Annotated in this window: 17 protein-coding genes; 9 read left to right on the forward strand and 8 right to left on the reverse strand. The window is 62.9% G+C overall.

The features are described 5' to 3' along the window. Positions 1–52 precede the first annotated feature (52 nt). Positions 53–523, reverse strand: coding sequence for a signal peptidase II (gene lspA / locus ACE37J_RS12120; protein ID WP_409711512.1), 471 nt, complete (start codon positions 521–523; stop codon positions 53–55). 166 nt (positions 524–689) lie between these two features. On the opposite strand from lspA, the gene ACE37J_RS12125 reads away from it, so the two are divergent. After that, positions 690–1,268: a DedA family protein gene (locus tag ACE37J_RS12125; protein ID WP_409711513.1), complete on the forward strand. Its 579-nt coding sequence runs from the start codon at positions 690–692 to the stop codon at positions 1,266–1,268. 62 nt (positions 1,269–1,330) lie between these two features. On the opposite strand, the gene ACE37J_RS12130 is transcribed toward ACE37J_RS12125, so the two are convergent. Genes ACE37J_RS12130 through ACE37J_RS12150 form a run of 5 tightly spaced genes read right to left on the reverse strand, consistent with a single transcriptional unit; the run spans position 1,331 to position 4,119 of the window. Further along, the gene (locus tag ACE37J_RS12130) at positions 1,331–1,954 is read right to left on the reverse strand and encodes an SCO family protein (protein WP_409711514.1); all 624 of its coding nucleotides are present in this window, start codon (positions 1,952–1,954) and stop codon (positions 1,331–1,333) included. Next, positions 1,954–2,418 (reverse strand): copper chaperone PCu(A)C, encoded by a 465-nt coding sequence (locus ACE37J_RS12135; protein WP_409711515.1) that lies wholly within the window; start codon positions 2,416–2,418, stop codon positions 1,954–1,956. The genes ACE37J_RS12130 and ACE37J_RS12135 overlap by 1 nt, the downstream gene beginning before the upstream one ends. Positions 2,419–2,438: 20 nt before the next feature. Continuing rightward, positions 2,439–3,095 (reverse strand): DsbA family protein, encoded by a 657-nt coding sequence (locus ACE37J_RS12140; protein WP_409711516.1) that lies wholly within the window; start codon positions 3,093–3,095, stop codon positions 2,439–2,441. Beyond that, positions 3,092–3,514 carry a disulfide bond formation protein B gene (locus tag ACE37J_RS12145; protein ID WP_409711517.1) on the reverse strand — a complete coding sequence of 141 codons (423 nt, stop codon included), beginning with the start codon at positions 3,512–3,514 and terminating at the stop codon, positions 3,092–3,094. Before ACE37J_RS12145 ends, ACE37J_RS12140 begins: the two co-directional genes overlap by 4 nt. A gap of 5 nt (positions 3,515–3,519) precedes the next feature. Next, positions 3,520–4,119 carry an SCO family protein gene (locus ACE37J_RS12150; RefSeq protein ID WP_409711518.1) on the reverse strand — a complete coding sequence of 200 codons (600 nt, stop codon included), beginning with the start codon at positions 4,117–4,119 and terminating at the stop codon, positions 3,520–3,522. Between the two features lie 174 nt (positions 4,120–4,293). Between ACE37J_RS12150 and ACE37J_RS12155 the strand changes: the two genes are divergently transcribed. The 4 genes from ACE37J_RS12155 (at position 4,294) to ACE37J_RS12170 (ending at position 6,810) form a co-directional block, all read left to right on the forward strand. Further along, positions 4,294–4,722, forward strand: coding sequence for a MerR family transcriptional regulator (locus tag ACE37J_RS12155; RefSeq protein WP_409711519.1), 429 nt, complete (start codon positions 4,294–4,296; stop codon positions 4,720–4,722). Position 4,723: 1 nt separating this feature from the next. Further along, positions 4,724–5,050 carry a YnfA family protein gene (locus ACE37J_RS12160; RefSeq protein ID WP_409711520.1) on the forward strand — a complete coding sequence of 109 codons (327 nt, stop codon included), beginning with the start codon at positions 4,724–4,726 and terminating at the stop codon, positions 5,048–5,050. A gap of 67 nt (positions 5,051–5,117) precedes the next feature. Continuing rightward, positions 5,118–5,888 carry a transglutaminase-like domain-containing protein gene (locus ACE37J_RS12165; protein WP_409711521.1) on the forward strand — a complete coding sequence of 257 codons (771 nt, stop codon included), beginning with the start codon at positions 5,118–5,120 and terminating at the stop codon, positions 5,886–5,888. Then, on the forward strand, positions 5,878–6,810 hold the full coding sequence (locus ACE37J_RS12170) for a cation diffusion facilitator family transporter (RefSeq protein WP_409711522.1): 933 nt from the start codon (positions 5,878–5,880) through the stop codon (positions 6,808–6,810). Before ACE37J_RS12165 ends, ACE37J_RS12170 begins: the two co-directional genes overlap by 11 nt. A 412-nt stretch (positions 6,811–7,222) precedes the next feature. Here ACE37J_RS12170 and istB read toward each other — a convergent pair whose 3' ends face one another. After that, the gene (gene istB, locus ACE37J_RS12175; RefSeq protein WP_409711523.1) at positions 7,223–8,059 is read right to left on the reverse strand and encodes an IS21-like element helper ATPase IstB; all 837 of its coding nucleotides are present in this window, start codon (positions 8,057–8,059) and stop codon (positions 7,223–7,225) included. After that, positions 8,056–9,333, reverse strand: coding sequence for an IS21 family transposase (gene istA / locus ACE37J_RS12180; RefSeq protein ID WP_409711524.1), 1,278 nt, complete (start codon positions 9,331–9,333; stop codon positions 8,056–8,058). The genes istB and istA overlap by 4 nt, the downstream gene beginning before the upstream one ends. A gap of 435 nt (positions 9,334–9,768) precedes the next feature. Here istA and ACE37J_RS12185 point away from each other — a divergent pair, with 435 nt between their 5' ends. The 4 genes from ACE37J_RS12185 to ACE37J_RS12200 are packed head-to-tail and all read left to right on the forward strand — an operon-like array spanning position 9,769 to position 15,383. Beyond that, positions 9,769–11,460, forward strand: a complete 1,692-nt coding sequence (locus tag ACE37J_RS12185; RefSeq protein WP_409711525.1) for a restriction endonuclease subunit S — start codon at positions 9,769–9,771, stop codon at positions 11,458–11,460. Continuing rightward, complete coding sequence (locus ACE37J_RS12190) at positions 11,450–13,063, forward strand: AAA family ATPase (protein WP_409711526.1); 1,614 nt, start codon at positions 11,450–11,452, stop codon at positions 13,061–13,063. The genes ACE37J_RS12185 and ACE37J_RS12190 overlap by 11 nt, the downstream gene beginning before the upstream one ends. Continuing rightward, positions 13,063–13,911, forward strand: a complete 849-nt coding sequence (locus ACE37J_RS12195) for a hypothetical protein (protein WP_409711527.1) — start codon at positions 13,063–13,065, stop codon at positions 13,909–13,911. The genes ACE37J_RS12190 and ACE37J_RS12195 overlap by 1 nt, the downstream gene beginning before the upstream one ends. After that, a complete protein-coding gene (locus ACE37J_RS12200; protein WP_409711528.1) occupies positions 13,908–15,383 on the forward strand; it encodes an N-6 DNA methylase in 1,476 nt (491 codons plus the stop codon). The genes ACE37J_RS12195 and ACE37J_RS12200 overlap by 4 nt, the downstream gene beginning before the upstream one ends. The last annotated feature ends 122 nt before the right edge of the window (positions 15,384–15,505 follow it).

Raw genomic sequence — 15,505 nt, forward strand, 5'->3', positions numbered from 1 at the left:
CGCAGCATGTGAAGGCGGACCATGCGAGAATGAAGCCGGCGCAGCGACTCTCTTACTCGGGGGCTCGGCGCCGACGCCCTTTCCCGCTCACGAGGAGTAGCGCCGCCACTCCGCAAAAAATGAATGTGTCCGCGAGGTTGAAAGCGGGCCAATGCCAGGCGCCGGCGTAGAAATCCAGAAAATCGGTCACCGCTCCGTGTCTCATGCGGTCGATCATGTTGCCGAGCGCGCCGCCGATAATCAGCCCGCACCCGGCGGCTTCGATCCGATCCGTCGCCCGGAGCATCGTCGCCAGAAGCCAGACGCAGATCGCCAGCGCCAGCGTGACGAGCAGCCATGGCGGGAGTCCGCCAAGCAACCCGAAGCTCACCCCGTCATTCCGCACAAGAACGAGGTTGAAGCTGGGAAGGATCGGGAGGCCGGCGGTCAGGGCGACAGCATGCGCCATCGCCGCCGCTTTGGTGAGCTGATCAAGCGCGAGGGCGATGCCGCCGCATGTCAGGCCGAAGAGGGCGGGCCTCATTCTAGACTCTCCGGATCACAGGAGAGTTGAGCAAGGTCGGACGAAGCGCGCGCCAACTTCCTCGCTCCAAAGCCGCATAGGGAAAATGTCCGCCGCCCGTTGCCCAGGCGACCTCGTCCGCTACGTCCCTGCGAAGCGCGGAAACGGACAGAAATCGATGGAAAGCATGGAGAGTCTCGCGGCGCTGATCTCGGAGAACCGCTGGCAGGTCTATGCTCTGCTCTTCGCCTATTGCGCGTTGAAGAGCGGAGCCCTGCCGTTCCTCGCAGGCGCCGCCGCCGGCTACGGGCTTCTCGACGGCGCGCTCGCCGCACTCTTCGCCTTCGCCGGCGGCTATCTCGGAGACGAGGCGCGCTTCGCGCTGGCGCGCCGTTTCGGTCTCGCCGGCCTCGGCCGCGTCCCGAAGCTGCGCGACTGGGTCCTGCGCACCATCCCCGTCGCGGAGAGATACGGGAGCCTCTACATCTTCGCCTACCGCTATCCGAAAGGCATGCGCACCATCGGGGCGTTTCCCATCGGTTTGACATCGATGCCATGGGCTAGGTTCACCAGTCTCAACGCCGCATCGGTGGCGCTCTGGGCCTCTCTGCTGGTCGGAGGGGGCTACCTGCTCGGGGAACGGCTCGTCGCCGCGGTCGAGGGCGGATGGGGCATGGCGAGCTTCGCGCTCCTCATCGTCTTCCTCGGCCTCGGCTGGCTCGCCTACAGGCAGGTCACGGCCCGGATGATCGCGCCGCCGGTCTGACCGGAGCGACGCGGCAAGCGGCTGTCGCGGCGCTCTCGGAGCGGACGAGTCTTCAGGCAGCCTCATGATCCGCTCGCCGCCGCATCCAGCGCGCGGCGGATCTTCGGCAGCGCGACGTCCCGCGGCTCGTGCGGGTCGACAATGCTCACGAACCGTCCCGCGGCGTCGTAGAGGAACACGCCGGCCGTGTGGTTCATCGTATAGTCACCGCCTTCCGTCGGAACCTGTTCGTAGCGCACGCGGAACCCTTCCGCCGCGCGGGCGATCTCAGCCTCCGTTCCGGTCAAGCCGCTGATCGACGGGTGGAACGCGCCGACATAGCCGGCCATCGCATCGACCGTGTCGCGCGTCGGATCGACGGTAATGAAGACGGCCTGAATCCCCTCCCCCGCTGCGCCGAGCTCGTCGAGCCAGCCGGAGATTTCAGAAAGCGTCGTCGGACATATGTCAGGGCAGTAGGTGAAGCCGAAGAACACCATCGCAGGCCGCCCGATCAGCGTTCCGGGCCCGACGTGTCTTCCCTCGTGATCGATCAGCCGGAACGTCATGTCCGTCAGCGCCGCGGGCCGAAGCGCCTGCGGCTCCGGCGCGCCCGGCCCATCCACCCGCCACCACCCGATGAAAAGCGCGAGACCAAGCGCGCCGAGCCCCGCGCCGCCCCAGGCCAGGACGGTAGCCCGGCGCATCAGCCCCCCGGTCCGCGGGCCGCGACGCCGAGGATCGGCGTCGTCACCGTCACCTCGCCGCCGTCCGAGAAGGTGAGCGTCAGGTCGAAGGTCTCGCCCTCGATCATCGGTCGCTGCAGCTTCATCAGCATGACATGCATCCCGCCCGGCGCGAGGGAGAGTTCCGCGCCCGGCGCGATCTCGATCTCGCCCGCCGGGCTCATGGAGCTCACCCCGGCGGCGTTCGTGGACGAGAGGTGGATCTCCGGCATCATCGCAAGATCGGTCCGGACGCCGTTGAGCGTCACCGGGGCGTCTCCGCCGTTGCGGATGGTCAGATAGGCGGCGCCGGGACGGTTCACGCTGATCGAGGTGCGCGACCATGCGCCCTCGACGACGACATCCTCCGATCCGGCGAAGGCCGGGGCGAGGGGCGCGGCGAAAAGCGCCAGAGCCGCCAGGGCGAGTGAGAGCGTCGGTTTCATGTGCGTGTCCCTTTCAGTTGTCATGACCGCGTCGCAGCCACTTCGGCGGCGACGAGCCGACGGAGGGGTTCCTCTCCGAAAGGTTCGAGCGGGCGGCCGTTGACAAAGAATCCGGGGGTTTTCGTCACCCCCATCGCCGCCACGTCGGCGCGGTCCTGGTTCAGGATCGCGGTGATGTCGGGCAGCAGCATCTGCTTGCGCGCCTCGGAGATGTCGAGTCCGGCGCGGCCCGCGATCCGCAGGATGAGGTCGGGCTCCGGCGCGCCGTGCGAGGCCCAGCGCGGCTGTTCCCTTAGGATCGCCTCCATGACCTTTTCATAGACGCCCTGCATCCGCGCCGCCTCCAGCACGCGGATCGCCTCCTCGGACCCCTCGCCATGGAAGGGCGTGTAGCGGATCACCAGGCGCACCGCCGCGCCGTGCTCCTCCATGATGTCCTTCACGATCGGATGGAAGGCGCGGCAGGTCTCGCAGGCCGGATCGAAGAATTCGACGATGGTGACGGGCGCCTCCTTCGGACCGAGAACCGGGGAATACGGGCGCGCGAGCGCCTCAAACTTTTCCGGCGGCAGACGGTCGGCCGCGGTGAGCGCGGGCCGGGTGGCGAGCCACGCGGCGCCGCCGAACCCGGCGGACGCAAGAGCGAGAACGGAGAGGATCAGGGCCCGGCGGTTCATGGCGTGGTCTCCTTGAGGGATCGAAAGGAAAGGAAGCCGATCAGCGCGAACGCTGCGAGTGAGAGAACTGGAATCGGCAGCCCGAGAACCAGCTGGTTCGCATCGGTGCAGGACGGGCCAGAGGCGCTGCAGGGCCTTATCGGCTCCGGGATGAGCCCGACGTAGAGCCCGGTGTGATAGAGCGCCACCGCCAGCCCGCCCGCGGCGAGCGCGAAGCCGTAACGGCCAACCCGCCGGTCGCCCCACCAGAGTCCAAGCCCGAGGACGACGGCGAGCGGGAACATGAACGCACGTTGATACCAGCAAAGAAGGCACGGTGTCTGACCCAACACCTCGCCGATGAAGAGAACGGCGAGCGAGGCGGCAAGCGCGAGCGCCCAAGCCAGCCCGAGAGCCGTATCGCCGGAAATCCGCGTCATATCGGTCAGATCCTTTTCCGCAGATCGGCGAGAATCTCTTCCGCCGGGGCGCCGTAGGGCCAGGAGGCGGCGAAGCCGGCCTCCGGATCGAACAGCAGGAGATGCGACGTGTGACCCATGGTGTAGCCACCCGGCGCTCCCGCCTCCTCGATGCGTTCGAAATAGATCGGGAAAGTCTCCGGGATTTCGGCGATCTGCTCGGGCGTGCCCGTCAGCCCGATGATCCGGTCGTCGAACAGAGGGACGAACCCGGCCAAAGCCTCCGGCGTGTCGCGTTCGGGGTCTATGGAAACGAAGAGCGGCTGGACGCTCGCCGCGTCGTCGCCAAGCCCCTCCATAATGGCGGCGACCTCGGAGAGCGTGGTGGGGCAGATGTCCGGGCAGTTCGCGAATCCGAAGAAGACCAGCATCCAGCGGCCTTCGTAATCAGACTGCGTGCGCACCACCCCAGTATGATCCGTCAGTTCGAACGCCGCACGAAACGCAGGCTCGCCCTCCGCGGCCTGGTCGACTCGATAGTCAGCCCAGAGCAGCAACCAGACGAACGCAAGCGCCGCAGCGCCCACAGTCCCCCAGAGGATCTTTTGAACTAATGTCAGTCGCAACGCGTTGGCCTGCCTGTGGTTCTTGATTCTGCGGTCGTTTAGACCCTTTAGTTACTAGAGGTTCAACCCGCTTGTTCCGTCGTCACGGCGGCGTCACGGACCTGTGTGGGGGCTCACGGTCTTGCCAATCGGTGGCCCTAAACCTACCAATACTGAAGCATTACGGAGGCGCCCATGCTGACGATCGGCAGTCTGGCCAAGAGAACCGGCGCCAAGGTGCAGACGATCCGTTATTACGAGCAGATCGGTCTGATGCCGCAACCCGGCCGGACCGAAGGTGGCCAGCGCCGCTATGGCGACGACGAGCTCGACCGGCTCGCCTTCATCCGGCACGCGCGACAGTTGGGCTTTTCCCTCGAAGCGATCCGGGAATTGCTGGACCTCAGCGATCACCCCCACCGCCCGTGTCACGAAGCCGACGCCATCGCGCGCAGGCAGTTAAAGCAGGTGGAGCAGCGCCTTGCGCGTCTGGAAGCCCTGCGCACCGAACTCAAGCGCATGGTTCACGAATGCAGTGGCGGGCAGACGGCGGATTGCCGCGTGCTGGAGGTGCTGCGAGACCATTCCGAGTGCCTGACGGACCACGACGAGATCGGCGCCTGAGATGCCCGCGGCCTTCGCCTATCCGCTCGCGGCGCTGGCCGAGATCGCCGGATGCTTCGCCTTCTGGGCGTGGTGGCGTCTCGGCGCGTCCGCCCTCTGGCTCGTTCCCGGCGTGGCCGCGCTGGTGGCGTTCGGCTGGCTTCTGGCGCAGGTCGACACCGTGGCGGCGGGACGCGCCTTTGCGGCCTATGGCGGGGTCTATATAGCGGCATCGGTTCTGTGGATGTGGCTCGCGGAAGGACATAGGCCGGATGGGTGGGACGTATTCGGTACAGCGGTGTGCCTGGTTGGCGCCGCGATCATTCTGGCCGCACCGCGCGGAGCGTGAATTCAGGGCTTGAAGCTACAGTCGCCGTAGCAATTATCTCTCCCATACCGATCCGAGGAGAGATGTCATGATTCAAACAGACACATTGTTCGCCCCCACGCGGCTCCTCGATTTCGAGAGTCCGGCGATCGCGGCGCTATTGGTAGCGCGGGGCTGGAAAGCTCTGCCGCCTGACGCGCGGATCGGGGCCATCTACGATTTCGTCCGCAACGAAATCGCCTTCGGCTACAATCGGGCGGACGACATTCCGGCATCACAGGTGCTGGTGGACGGCTTCGGCCAATGCAACACCAAGGGCACATTGCTGATGGCGCTGCTCAGGGGAGCCGGCATCCGGTGCAGATTGCATGGCTTCACCATTCACAAGGCGCTCCAGCGCGGTGTCGTCCCCGAGCTTGTCTATCCGGTCGCGCCCGCGGAAATCCTCCATTCCTGGATCGAGGTGGAGACCGGCGACACGTGGATCGACCTTGAGGGTTTCATCCTCGACGCGCCGTACCTCGCGGCGTTGCAGCGGGCGTTCAGCGACACCGACAGCCTCTGCGGCTATGGTGCGGGCACCGAGTGCCTGAACAGTCCGCCGGTCGAATGGACGGGGGCCAGCACGTATATCCAGAAAGCCGGTATTGCCCGGGATCTGGGAACATTCGAGACGCCGGACCAATTCTATGACGTGCACCGGCAGGCGTTCGGCCAGCTGCGCGATTGGCTCTATCGTCACATCGTCCGGCACTGGATGAATGCTCGGGTTCGCAGGATCCGCGATGGGCGGTTGCCTCTCAAGCCAGGCACTGCCCGGCTCAATCACCGCCACGAGGGGGACGCACATGCCGCATGATCATGGCCACGCCCATATCGACCCCAAGTCCGGCGATCGCCGCGTCTCCGTCGCGATCTGGGCGAATGCTCTTCTGACCGTCGCGCAAATCGTCGGAGGCATCCTATCGGGCAGCCTCGCCCTGATCGCGGACGCGCTGCACAACTTCTCCGACATGGCCTCGCTGGTCATCGCCTTCGCCGCGCGCAAGATTGCGCGGCGACCGGCGGACGAGCGCATGACCTTCGGCTATGGCCGGATCGAGATCGTCGCAGCGCTGATCAACTACACCACGCTGATCCTCGTCGGCTTCTACCTGATCTGCGAAGGCGGGATGCGGATGATCGACCCGCCTGAGGTCGCCGGCTGGACGGTCGTGATCCTCGGTGGCGTGGCGCTTGCCGTGGACACGCTGACAGCGCTGCTCACCTACTCGATGCAGAAGGGCAGCGTGAACATCCGCGCCCTGTTCCTGCACAACCTGTCGGATGCGCTGGCGTCCGTTGCGGTCATCATCGGTGGTGCGCTCATCATCCTCTACGACATGCGATGGGTCGACCCTGCGATCACCATCGGTATCGCGCTGTACATCCTCTACCTGGCGTTTACGGAGATCGGCGAGCCCATTCGCACACTGATGCTCGGCAGTCCGCCCGACATCGACAACGGCGCTGTCGTCGACGCGATGCGCGGCATAGGCGGCGTGGCGGACATCCACCACGCTCATTTCTGGCAGATGCAGGAACACGCGGCGGCACTCGACACACATGTTGTCCTCGAGACAGGATCCTGGGAGCGCCTCGAGGACATCAAGGACGAGATCAAGCGAATGCTTGAGAGCCAGTTCGGCATTGCTCATTCGACGCTGGAATTCGAGCGACAAGAGCGGGCCCACCAGAACGCAAGCCTGTATGGACATGGAGGAAGGGAGGATGCTGGCTGACTCCAGCCGCCGTGCGGTGACGATGCGAAGTCGGGCATAACGAAAACAATGGCTTAGGGTGGATAAGGTTGGATATCAGGCCCATCCCCTCCGATGGAAAAGAAATTGAACGTTCGCTATCGCAGGAAGTTGCGCAAGTTGGACAAAGGGCGGGAAGCGGTCGTTCGCGGCGTCAAGGACGTGTGTCCGGTTCTGGGCCAGTACCAGCCTCGCGAGTTTCGGCCGAGATTGCGACAAACTGTCGTTTTGCGAGCGGCCCTACCGTGGAGGTCCGAGGCGCTTCACGTCCTTGTTCAGGCGCTCGATCAGTTTGATGTTGTACAGTTTCGTGCGGCGTGTAAATGCCGAAAGAAAGTTCCCCAGAAGTGCCGAACGAATATTCCCCACTTTCGGGTTCGGCGATCAGCCGGGATCAGTGATGAGCGGCTCCATTTTTGGGCGGCCTGCCCCGTCGCTTCGGGGCCGGCGGCGGCGTGATTGCGGCGTGCGAGCGGGTGTGCTCGGGGATGAGATCGGCATGGGCGCGCAGGCGGTAGCTGGCGCCCTCGATCTGGACGACGATGGCGTGATGCAGCAGGCGGTCGAGCAGCGCGGTCGCGACGACGGGGTCGCCGAAGACCTCGCCCCATTCGGCGAAGCCGCGGTTGGATGTGAGGATCATAGCGCCCTTCTCGTAGCGGGCGTTGACGAGCTGGAAGAACAGATTGGCCCCGCCCGGCGTGATCGGCAGATAGCCGATCTCATCGACGATCAGCAGGCTGCTGCGCCCGAGGAATCGAATCTTCTCGATGAGGCGCCCCTCGCGCTCGGCCCTGCCGAGAGCCTCGATGAGCTCCGCCAGCGTGGCTCTGTAGACCCGCCTGCCGGCCTTCACGGCGGCGACGCCGAGGGCCGTGGCGAGGTGGCTCTTGCCGGTTCCGGGTGGGCCGAGGAAGTGCACAACCTCGGCGCGGGCGACGAAGTCGAGCTGGGCGAGGGCCATGATGCGGCCCCGGTCGAGCGAGGGCTGGAAGGTGAAGTCGAAGCTTTCCAGCGTCTTGGGCGGCGTCAGCCGGGCGGTCTTCAGCGAGACGCCGATGCGGCGGGTCTCACGGGTGGCGTGCTCCTGGGACAGGAGCGCGTCGATGGCCTCGAGCGCGCCGATCTCACCACGCTCGAGCTGGCGCATGGTGTGGTCGAGCGCCTCCAGGGCGCAGGGCTTGCGCAGGCCGAAGAGGCTGGCGCGAATGCGATCGAGCGTGCCGGTCATCGCGCGACCCCCTCGCCAGCCAGTCTGCGCGCCACTGCGTCGTAGAAGCTCAGCGGCCTGACCGCCACGCCCGCTGACGCCGGCTGGGCCGCCGCCGCCGGAGGCGGCGCCTTCCGATGGGCAGGATCGACGCGACGCTGGTTCTTGCTTTCCAGCAGCGGATGCGCCGCGATCAGCGCGCCGTCCTCGAAGATGCGCACCTCGCTGGGGTGGTTCTGGACGTCGAGCACGCGCTTTCGGGCGGTGTCGGGAACGCTGTAGAGATTGCCGCCCACAGAGACCATGCCTTCGCGGCTGACGCGTCGCTCGATGGTCAGCACCGCGCTGTAGGGGATGGCGGGATGCGCGATCAGCGCAGGCTTTTCCTCCGCGAAGTGCTGATCGACAATCCTGTTCGTCGTGGCGTGAACCCGGGGATTGGCGACCTGCGTGCGCCACTCTTCGAACTGGGCGTTGAGATCGTCGAGATTGCGGAAGCTGCGCGCCAGCCAGAAGTCCTGCCGGACATAGCGATAGGGCCGCTCGATCTTCCCCTTGGTCTTGGCCCGGTACGGCCTGCAGGCGCGCGGCACGGCGCCGTAATGGTTGAGCAGCGCCACGAGCGAGGCGTTGTACTGCACCACCCCGTTGGCGTCCTCGCCGATCACCGCCGTCTTCATCCGGTCGTAGAGAAGCTCGGACGGCGCGCCGTCCATGGCGGCGAAGGCGTCGATATGGCAGCGCAGGACGGTCTGAAGATCCTGCGTCGCGCAGAACCGGCCCCAGAGCCATCGGCTGTGGCCGAGGATGATCGTGAACAGCCACAGGATGCGCACGACGCCGTTCGTCGGGCGATCTTCCCACTGGGAAGATCGCTGATCCTCCTCACCGTCGAGGAACTCGACACGGAACTGGGCGAAGTCGACCTGGGCCTGCTTGCCGGCGGCGGTCTCGAACCGCCGTTCGAAGCTCTGCGTCCGTGGCGGCCGGGCGGTGCGCAGGAAGTCGGTGACGACGCTGTAGCAGCCCTTGTAGCCGCGCTCCCGCAGTTCGCGCAGCAGCCGCTTGCCCGACAGGTCGGGCCAGGCGGCGATCCGGGCGCGCAGATAATCCTCGTACGGCGCGATCAGCCGCGGCTGCGCCGGCCGTGGGCTGTAGGCCGGCGACGCGATGCCGACCTCGAGGTGCTTGCGCACCGTCTTGCGGTCCATGCCGAGCTTGCGCGCGATGGCCGAGACGCTGAGCCCCTGCCGCTTCAAATCGTGGATCAAGACGATCTCTCCCAGTGTGATCACCTGCCTGCCCCTTCCTTTGCGGGTCTGCAGGTGGGGTGTTTGGGCCGCCGATCTGCGGGAGGCATGCCCCCCGCAGATCGGCGCTCCGGCGCTCAGACTGGGGAATCTTCAAACGGCACTTTTGAGGAGTTTACGCTCGGCACTCACACGGCGTTGGCGCGGGAAGGACATGTACCGGCGCGTCCAGTAGCTCGCTCCCCGCCGGGTTCGCTCTTTTCGCTGCCGCCGCCCGAAGGACCATTGCCTTCTTCCTTACTGTGCGGGTAAAATTCTATAAATGGCTGAACGCGGCAAAGGATTCCGCATCGAGACACCCGATCTTGTCCGTCAGAGGTCTGCATTTTTGTTCGTCACGGCCATGAAGGAAGGTGGGCCGGATGAGCAAAGCGAACGACTATCATGCCAGGTAACCGCTCTATTCCATCGTCTTGGGAAATGATCCGCGTGGACCAGGCCGGCGCAGTGCGCCTCGGCCGGCAACGGTCACCCGACAAGCATACCGGGCGACATGCAACTAAATATCTGCGGGCGGCTAATATCACTCCCGCCGGTCTCGATCTTAGCGATCTACTGGAAATGGACTTCACGCCAAGGGAACGGCAGATTTTCGCCCTTGTAGACGGCGATATCCTGCTAACCGAGGCGTCGGGAAGCGCAATTCATGTCGGCCGCGCAGCGTTGTGGCGAGGCGAGATTGACCCTTGCTGCTTCCAGAACACGGTCGTTCGGTTCCGTCCGCACCTGGCGCTGTCCAGATATGCGCTCATAGTATTTCGTCACTATGCGGCATCGGGGGTCTTCGCTCACGTGGCGCGAGGCGTAGGTATTCAGCATCTTGGCGCGTCGCGTTTTGCTGCGCTGCACTTCCCTCTGCCGCCGCAGAATGAACAACAGCGCATTGCCGTCGCCGCGGACCGGCGACTTCAGGACATACGCAAAGCCGAGACGCTACTGCGTTCGGCCCTCGACCGGCTCGGTGAGCAAATGCGCGAAACGCTTGCCGCTGCCGCGGCCGGCGAGCTTGCTGAGCAGCGTCCCGACCAGGCCGGGGACAAACGCCTGCACGACCTGGCATCCGGAAGATCGGGTGGTCCGCAAGGCAACCCGCTCGACGTAATCGAGCGTGCGACCGAAGCTGAGGATGTTTCGTTAGGACCATTGCCGCCCGGATGGCGATGGGTCCGCGTCGCGGCGGCCGGCGAAGTCACCTTAGGACGGCAGCGCGCGCCGCAACATCAGCATGGCCCGCACATGCGGCCTTATCTTCGCGTGGCGAATGTCTTCGAGGAACGCATCGATACATCGGACGTTCTCGAGATGAATTTCACGCCGGAGGAAGCGGAAGTTTACACGCTCAAGGCGGGCGACATTCTCCTAAATGAAGGACAAAGTCCCGAACTAGTCGGGCGCCCGGCTATGTATCGCGAAGAGATTCCGGGTGCCTGCTTTCAGAACACGCTCATACGCTTTAGAGCTGGCGACGGGACCGATCCCGACTACGCTCTGCTGGTCTTCCGGCATTATTTGCATTCTGGTGTTTTTCGGCGGATCGCGCGTTGGTCGACGAACATTGCTCATCTCGGCCTTGAGCGCTTCCGTGCGCTGCTGTTCCCCTTGCCGCCGCTGGAAGAGCAGCGGCGTATTGTGGCCGAAACGCGGCTTCGACTGACCTCCATCTCGGCGCAGATCCAAGCGGTGGAAGCGTCGATCAGCCGGCTTCCGGAAATGGAAGCCGAGCTCCTAGCAGCGGCTGTCACCGGCGAACTCGTCGAGCAGGACCCGGCTGATGAAACGGCAGCAGCGTTGATCGAACGGCTCGGACCTCCACCGTCCGAATCGCGACCGGCCAATGATGTCGACAAAAGAAAGGAACCTCCGCCCGTGACCGTCAAACGTCCATCAGCCAGCCGTCGGCAAGGACCCAACACGGATCTTGCAGAGGTCCTGCGGGAAGCTGGAACACCACTCAAGCTTCCCGAGCTTTTTGGACAGGCGGGCTTCGATCGTGACGAACCCGAGCATGTCGAACTCTTCTATCTCGCGCTGCGCTCGCAACTCGGCAGCGCCATCCGGCAGGTCCGCGACGGGGTCGAAAACGCCGAGTTGGAGACTATCGATGCGGCTTGAGGAACTAACGATCGGGGAATTCAAGAATCTCCGCGACCTACATGTCGATTTCGACGAGATCTCGCCCTATACAGTGCTCGTCGGTGAGAACGGCTCCGGTAAGTCAAACCTTATCGAAGCGCTTTCGCTAATCTTCCGCAACCTCGACCTTGATCAGGAAGCACCCTTCACATATCAGCTAAAATATCAGTGCCGCGACCACGACATCGAGATCAACGCTGTCGCTGACCAATATCCACAGTTCCGTGCGAAGTCGCGCAATGAGACCGAATATAGGGATCTACCGCGCCGTCATTTTATGGCCGAAGATGAGCGCGGCAGCCCGCTCTATCGCCCGGCTTTCGTTTTCGGCTACTATTCTGGTCCCAGTGATCGGCTCAAAACGATCTTCGAGAAGCACCGCGAGCGCTATTATAACTGGATTATCAAGGCGCCTGCTCAGCGTAGCAAGGAGGTCGCCGACCCCAATTCGCTGCGCCGCTTGTTCTATTCGCAAACGCTACATGGACAGTTCGCACTTATCGCCTTCTTCATGGAGGCTGCGACCGGACCGGACGATGATCGGGCTTTCCTGCGCGATCACCTCCAGATCGACGGCCTTGACAGTGTCCTGTTCGCGCTCAAGAAGCCGCCATGGCCGGGCAACAGGGATGGCGATCCGCGTTTCTGGAAGGCGGTAGGCGAGGTCCAGGAGTTTCTGAGCCGTCTTTACGACAAGGCCATGCTGCCGGTCCGGATGGGCCGGCGGATGGCTATCGATCTGACCAAAAATCCAGTCGTCGAGAACCTCTACCTGTTCCTTCCTAAGCCCGACGCCCTCGAAGAGGTCTACCGTTCCTACGGCAACCAATATGCCTTCTTCACCGCTCTGGAGAGCATGGACCTGTCGAAGCTGCTTGGAGAGGTGCGGACACGCGTCAGGATGGCGCCAGGGGCTGGCGGCGGAGAGGTCACCTATCGCGATCTGAGCGAAGGCGAGCAGCAACTGCTGCTGGTACTCGGGTTGCTCAAATTCACGGCGCGAGAGGAGGCGCTGTTCCTGCTCGACGAACCGGACACCCATCTCAATCCAGTCTGGAGCACGCAGTATCTCGAATTTCTTGATCGTTTCATCCTCGGCCGTGACAGTTGTCATATCGTGATGTCGTCGCACGATCCGCTGGTGTTTGCCGGTCTGGAACGCGCGCAAGTGAGGATATTCAGGCGCAGCGCCCAGGGGCACGCCATCGTTGAGGCTCCCGATCAGGATCCGCGCGGCATGGGCGTCGCGGCAATCCTAACCAGTGACCTGTTTCGCCTCCGATCCACGCTCGATCACAAAACCCAAAGCGATCTTGATCGACAGCGGCTATTGTCGATGAAGAAGGAGCTCGACGCGGATGACGAAGAAGAGCTGGCAAGGCTCAAGACCAAGCTCAGCGGCCTCGGCTTCGCGCAGACAACCCGCGACCCGCTCTACGAACTGTTCGTGAAGGCGTGGACTGAACGTGAGAACCCGGCTTGGACGCAGGAGGTCCAATTGACGCCGGAGCAGCGGCACGATCGTGCGCGGCTAGCCTCCGAGATCGTGGACCAGCTGCGGCAAGAGACCGAGACACCTTGATGCGGTTTATTGATCTCGAAGAAATCAGGCCCCATATTCGCCAACAGATCGCAGCGCTGGAAGAGGCGCGTGCGGCGGTTCTCGCGGAAAGTGAAGCGGCGCAGCGCGCCGTTCTGATCGAGCGATATCGTAGTCGCTGGACGGCATTGCGTGACGCATTCGCTGCATACTCCCATGACAAATGCTGGTATGTCGAATGCAAGAACCTCGGCACGGACGATGATATCGATCATTTTCGCCCGAAGGCCGGCGTGAAGGAAGACCCGGACCACCCAGGCTACTACTGGCTTGCGTTCGACTGGACGAATCTGCGCCTAAGTTGTCACCGTGCCAACCGGCCGCGCACCAATCCCGAGACCGGCGCGACTGGCGGGAAGGCAGGGCATTTTCCATTAATCGACCCGGCGACTCGCGCCCGTGCACCCGGCGATGACCTTTCCCGCGAGGTGCCCGCGCTACTCGACCCGACCAGGATGGCAGATGTCATTTTGCTGACTTTCGCGCCCAACGGCGAGGTCGATCTTTCGCCGCAATATAAGGGGCAGCCGCTTGCCGAAGCCAAGTTTGATGCCAGCCGTCTCCACCTACATCTCAACTGGCCCAAATTTCGGGATGCCCGAGTGATGCTCTATAATCGAATCGAGCGTCTCATCGATCGCGGTCAGCGTGAAGCGCCGCAGAACTTTGACGGAATGCCAGCAGCAGAAGGGGCGTTTTTCGATGCCTGCCGGGACTTGCGCGCTGCAATGGCCGCTCGTGAGGAATATGCGTCGGCAGCACGCGTCTATGTAGAGTCATTTCGGCATCTTTGGTGGGTGAACGACATTGTTTTGAAGGTCGCGGCATGACGAAAACGCGCAAGCCAACCGGAGACGCAGCAGCTCTCGTTCGCAAACTATGGCAATATTGCAATGTGCTTCGCGATGATGGCCTGTCTTATCCGGATTATGTAGAGCAGCTCACGTATCTTCTGTTTCTGAAGATGTCCGACGAACAGGATGGAGGACCGGTCCCTAAGGAATTTGGATGGCGCTCGCTCGAGAATCTCGGAGCGGAGGAAATGCACCGGCACTATGCGTGTATTCTCGCCGCGCTCGGTGAAAAGGGCGGCATGCTCGGCCTCATCTTCGGCAACGCCAAGAACAAGATTCGCGACCCAGCAAAGCTGCGTCTGCTTATTGTCGATCTCATTGGTCAAACCGAATGGACAGGATTGGAAGCAGATCTCAAGGGAGAAGCTTACGAGGGGTTGCTAGAGAAGAACGCGCGCGACACGAAGAGCGGCGCGGGTCAGTATTTTACTCCGCGCCCGCTCATCGACGCGATAGTGGAATGTGTGAATCCTCAGCTTGGCGAGATCATTTGCGATCCGGCCTGTGGGACGGCGGGATTTTTGCTCGTCGCCCATGATTATCTCAAGCGGAAAAACCCGGACATAACACGGCAGCAGGAAGTCGAACTTGCGACCAAAACGATTCGCGGCGTTGAACTCGTGGAGGAGGTCGCCCGCCTGGCGACAATGAATCTCCTTTTACATGGCGTCGGCGGCAATGCGGACGACGAACTGCCAATCGCCTGCAAGGACAGCCTCAAGGAATCGCCCAAGACTCAAGTTGATGTAGTGCTGACGAATCCGCCGTTTGGCATCAAGGGTAGCGTGACCTATGCGCAAGATCGCCGTCCGACGCGGGGAGAAGCTACGCTCACGGTCATCCGGCCCGACTTCTGGGTCGAGACCGCAAACAAGCAGCTCAATTTTCTCCAGCATATCGTGTCACTACTTAAGCCAGGCGGGCGCGCGGCTGTAGTGATTCCTGACAATGTTTTGTTCGAAACCGGCGCAGCATCGGCCATTCGTCGCCGTATTCTTGAAACTTGCCGTGTCCACACGCTTCTCAGACTGCCCTCTGGCCTGTTTTATGCGCAGGGTGTGAAGTCGAACGTTTTGTTCTTTGAGAAACCATTGGGTGCGGGAGATGAATCAATATCTGAACGCATCTGGGCTTACGATCTGAGATCGGACAAGCGCTTTTCGCTGAAAGCGAAACCGTTGCAGCGCGAAGATTTGCAAGAATTTGTCACCCTCTATCGCTCTGGTTTCGCCTTCCACGACGACGATCGGAGCGAAAGTGAGCGTCGCTTTCGAGCCTTCGATATCAAGGCAATTATGCAGACGAGCGAATGTCGGTTGGATCTGACTTGGGAATCGTCGTCGCTTCCCGCTCGCGCGCCAGGTCTTGAACGCCTCGATGAGATAGCTGGTTTGATTGCGGACGATCTTCGGCGGGCCTTGGCGCTTATCAGCGGCGCACAGAAGTAGAATTTCACTATCTCAGGTAGCGCCCTTCGCGTTATCGAAGACGCACTGAGTTATTTTCTTTCCGTTTTTTTATATATCGTAGGCCTCAACATGCTGCTAGCAGCATCCGAAAGAGGTTTTCG

Origin of the sequence: Pikeienuella sp. (assembly GCF_046290545.1) — a bacterium.
In the GTDB taxonomy this organism is placed as follows: Bacteria; Pseudomonadota; Alphaproteobacteria; order Rhodobacterales; family Rhodobacteraceae; genus Pikeienuella.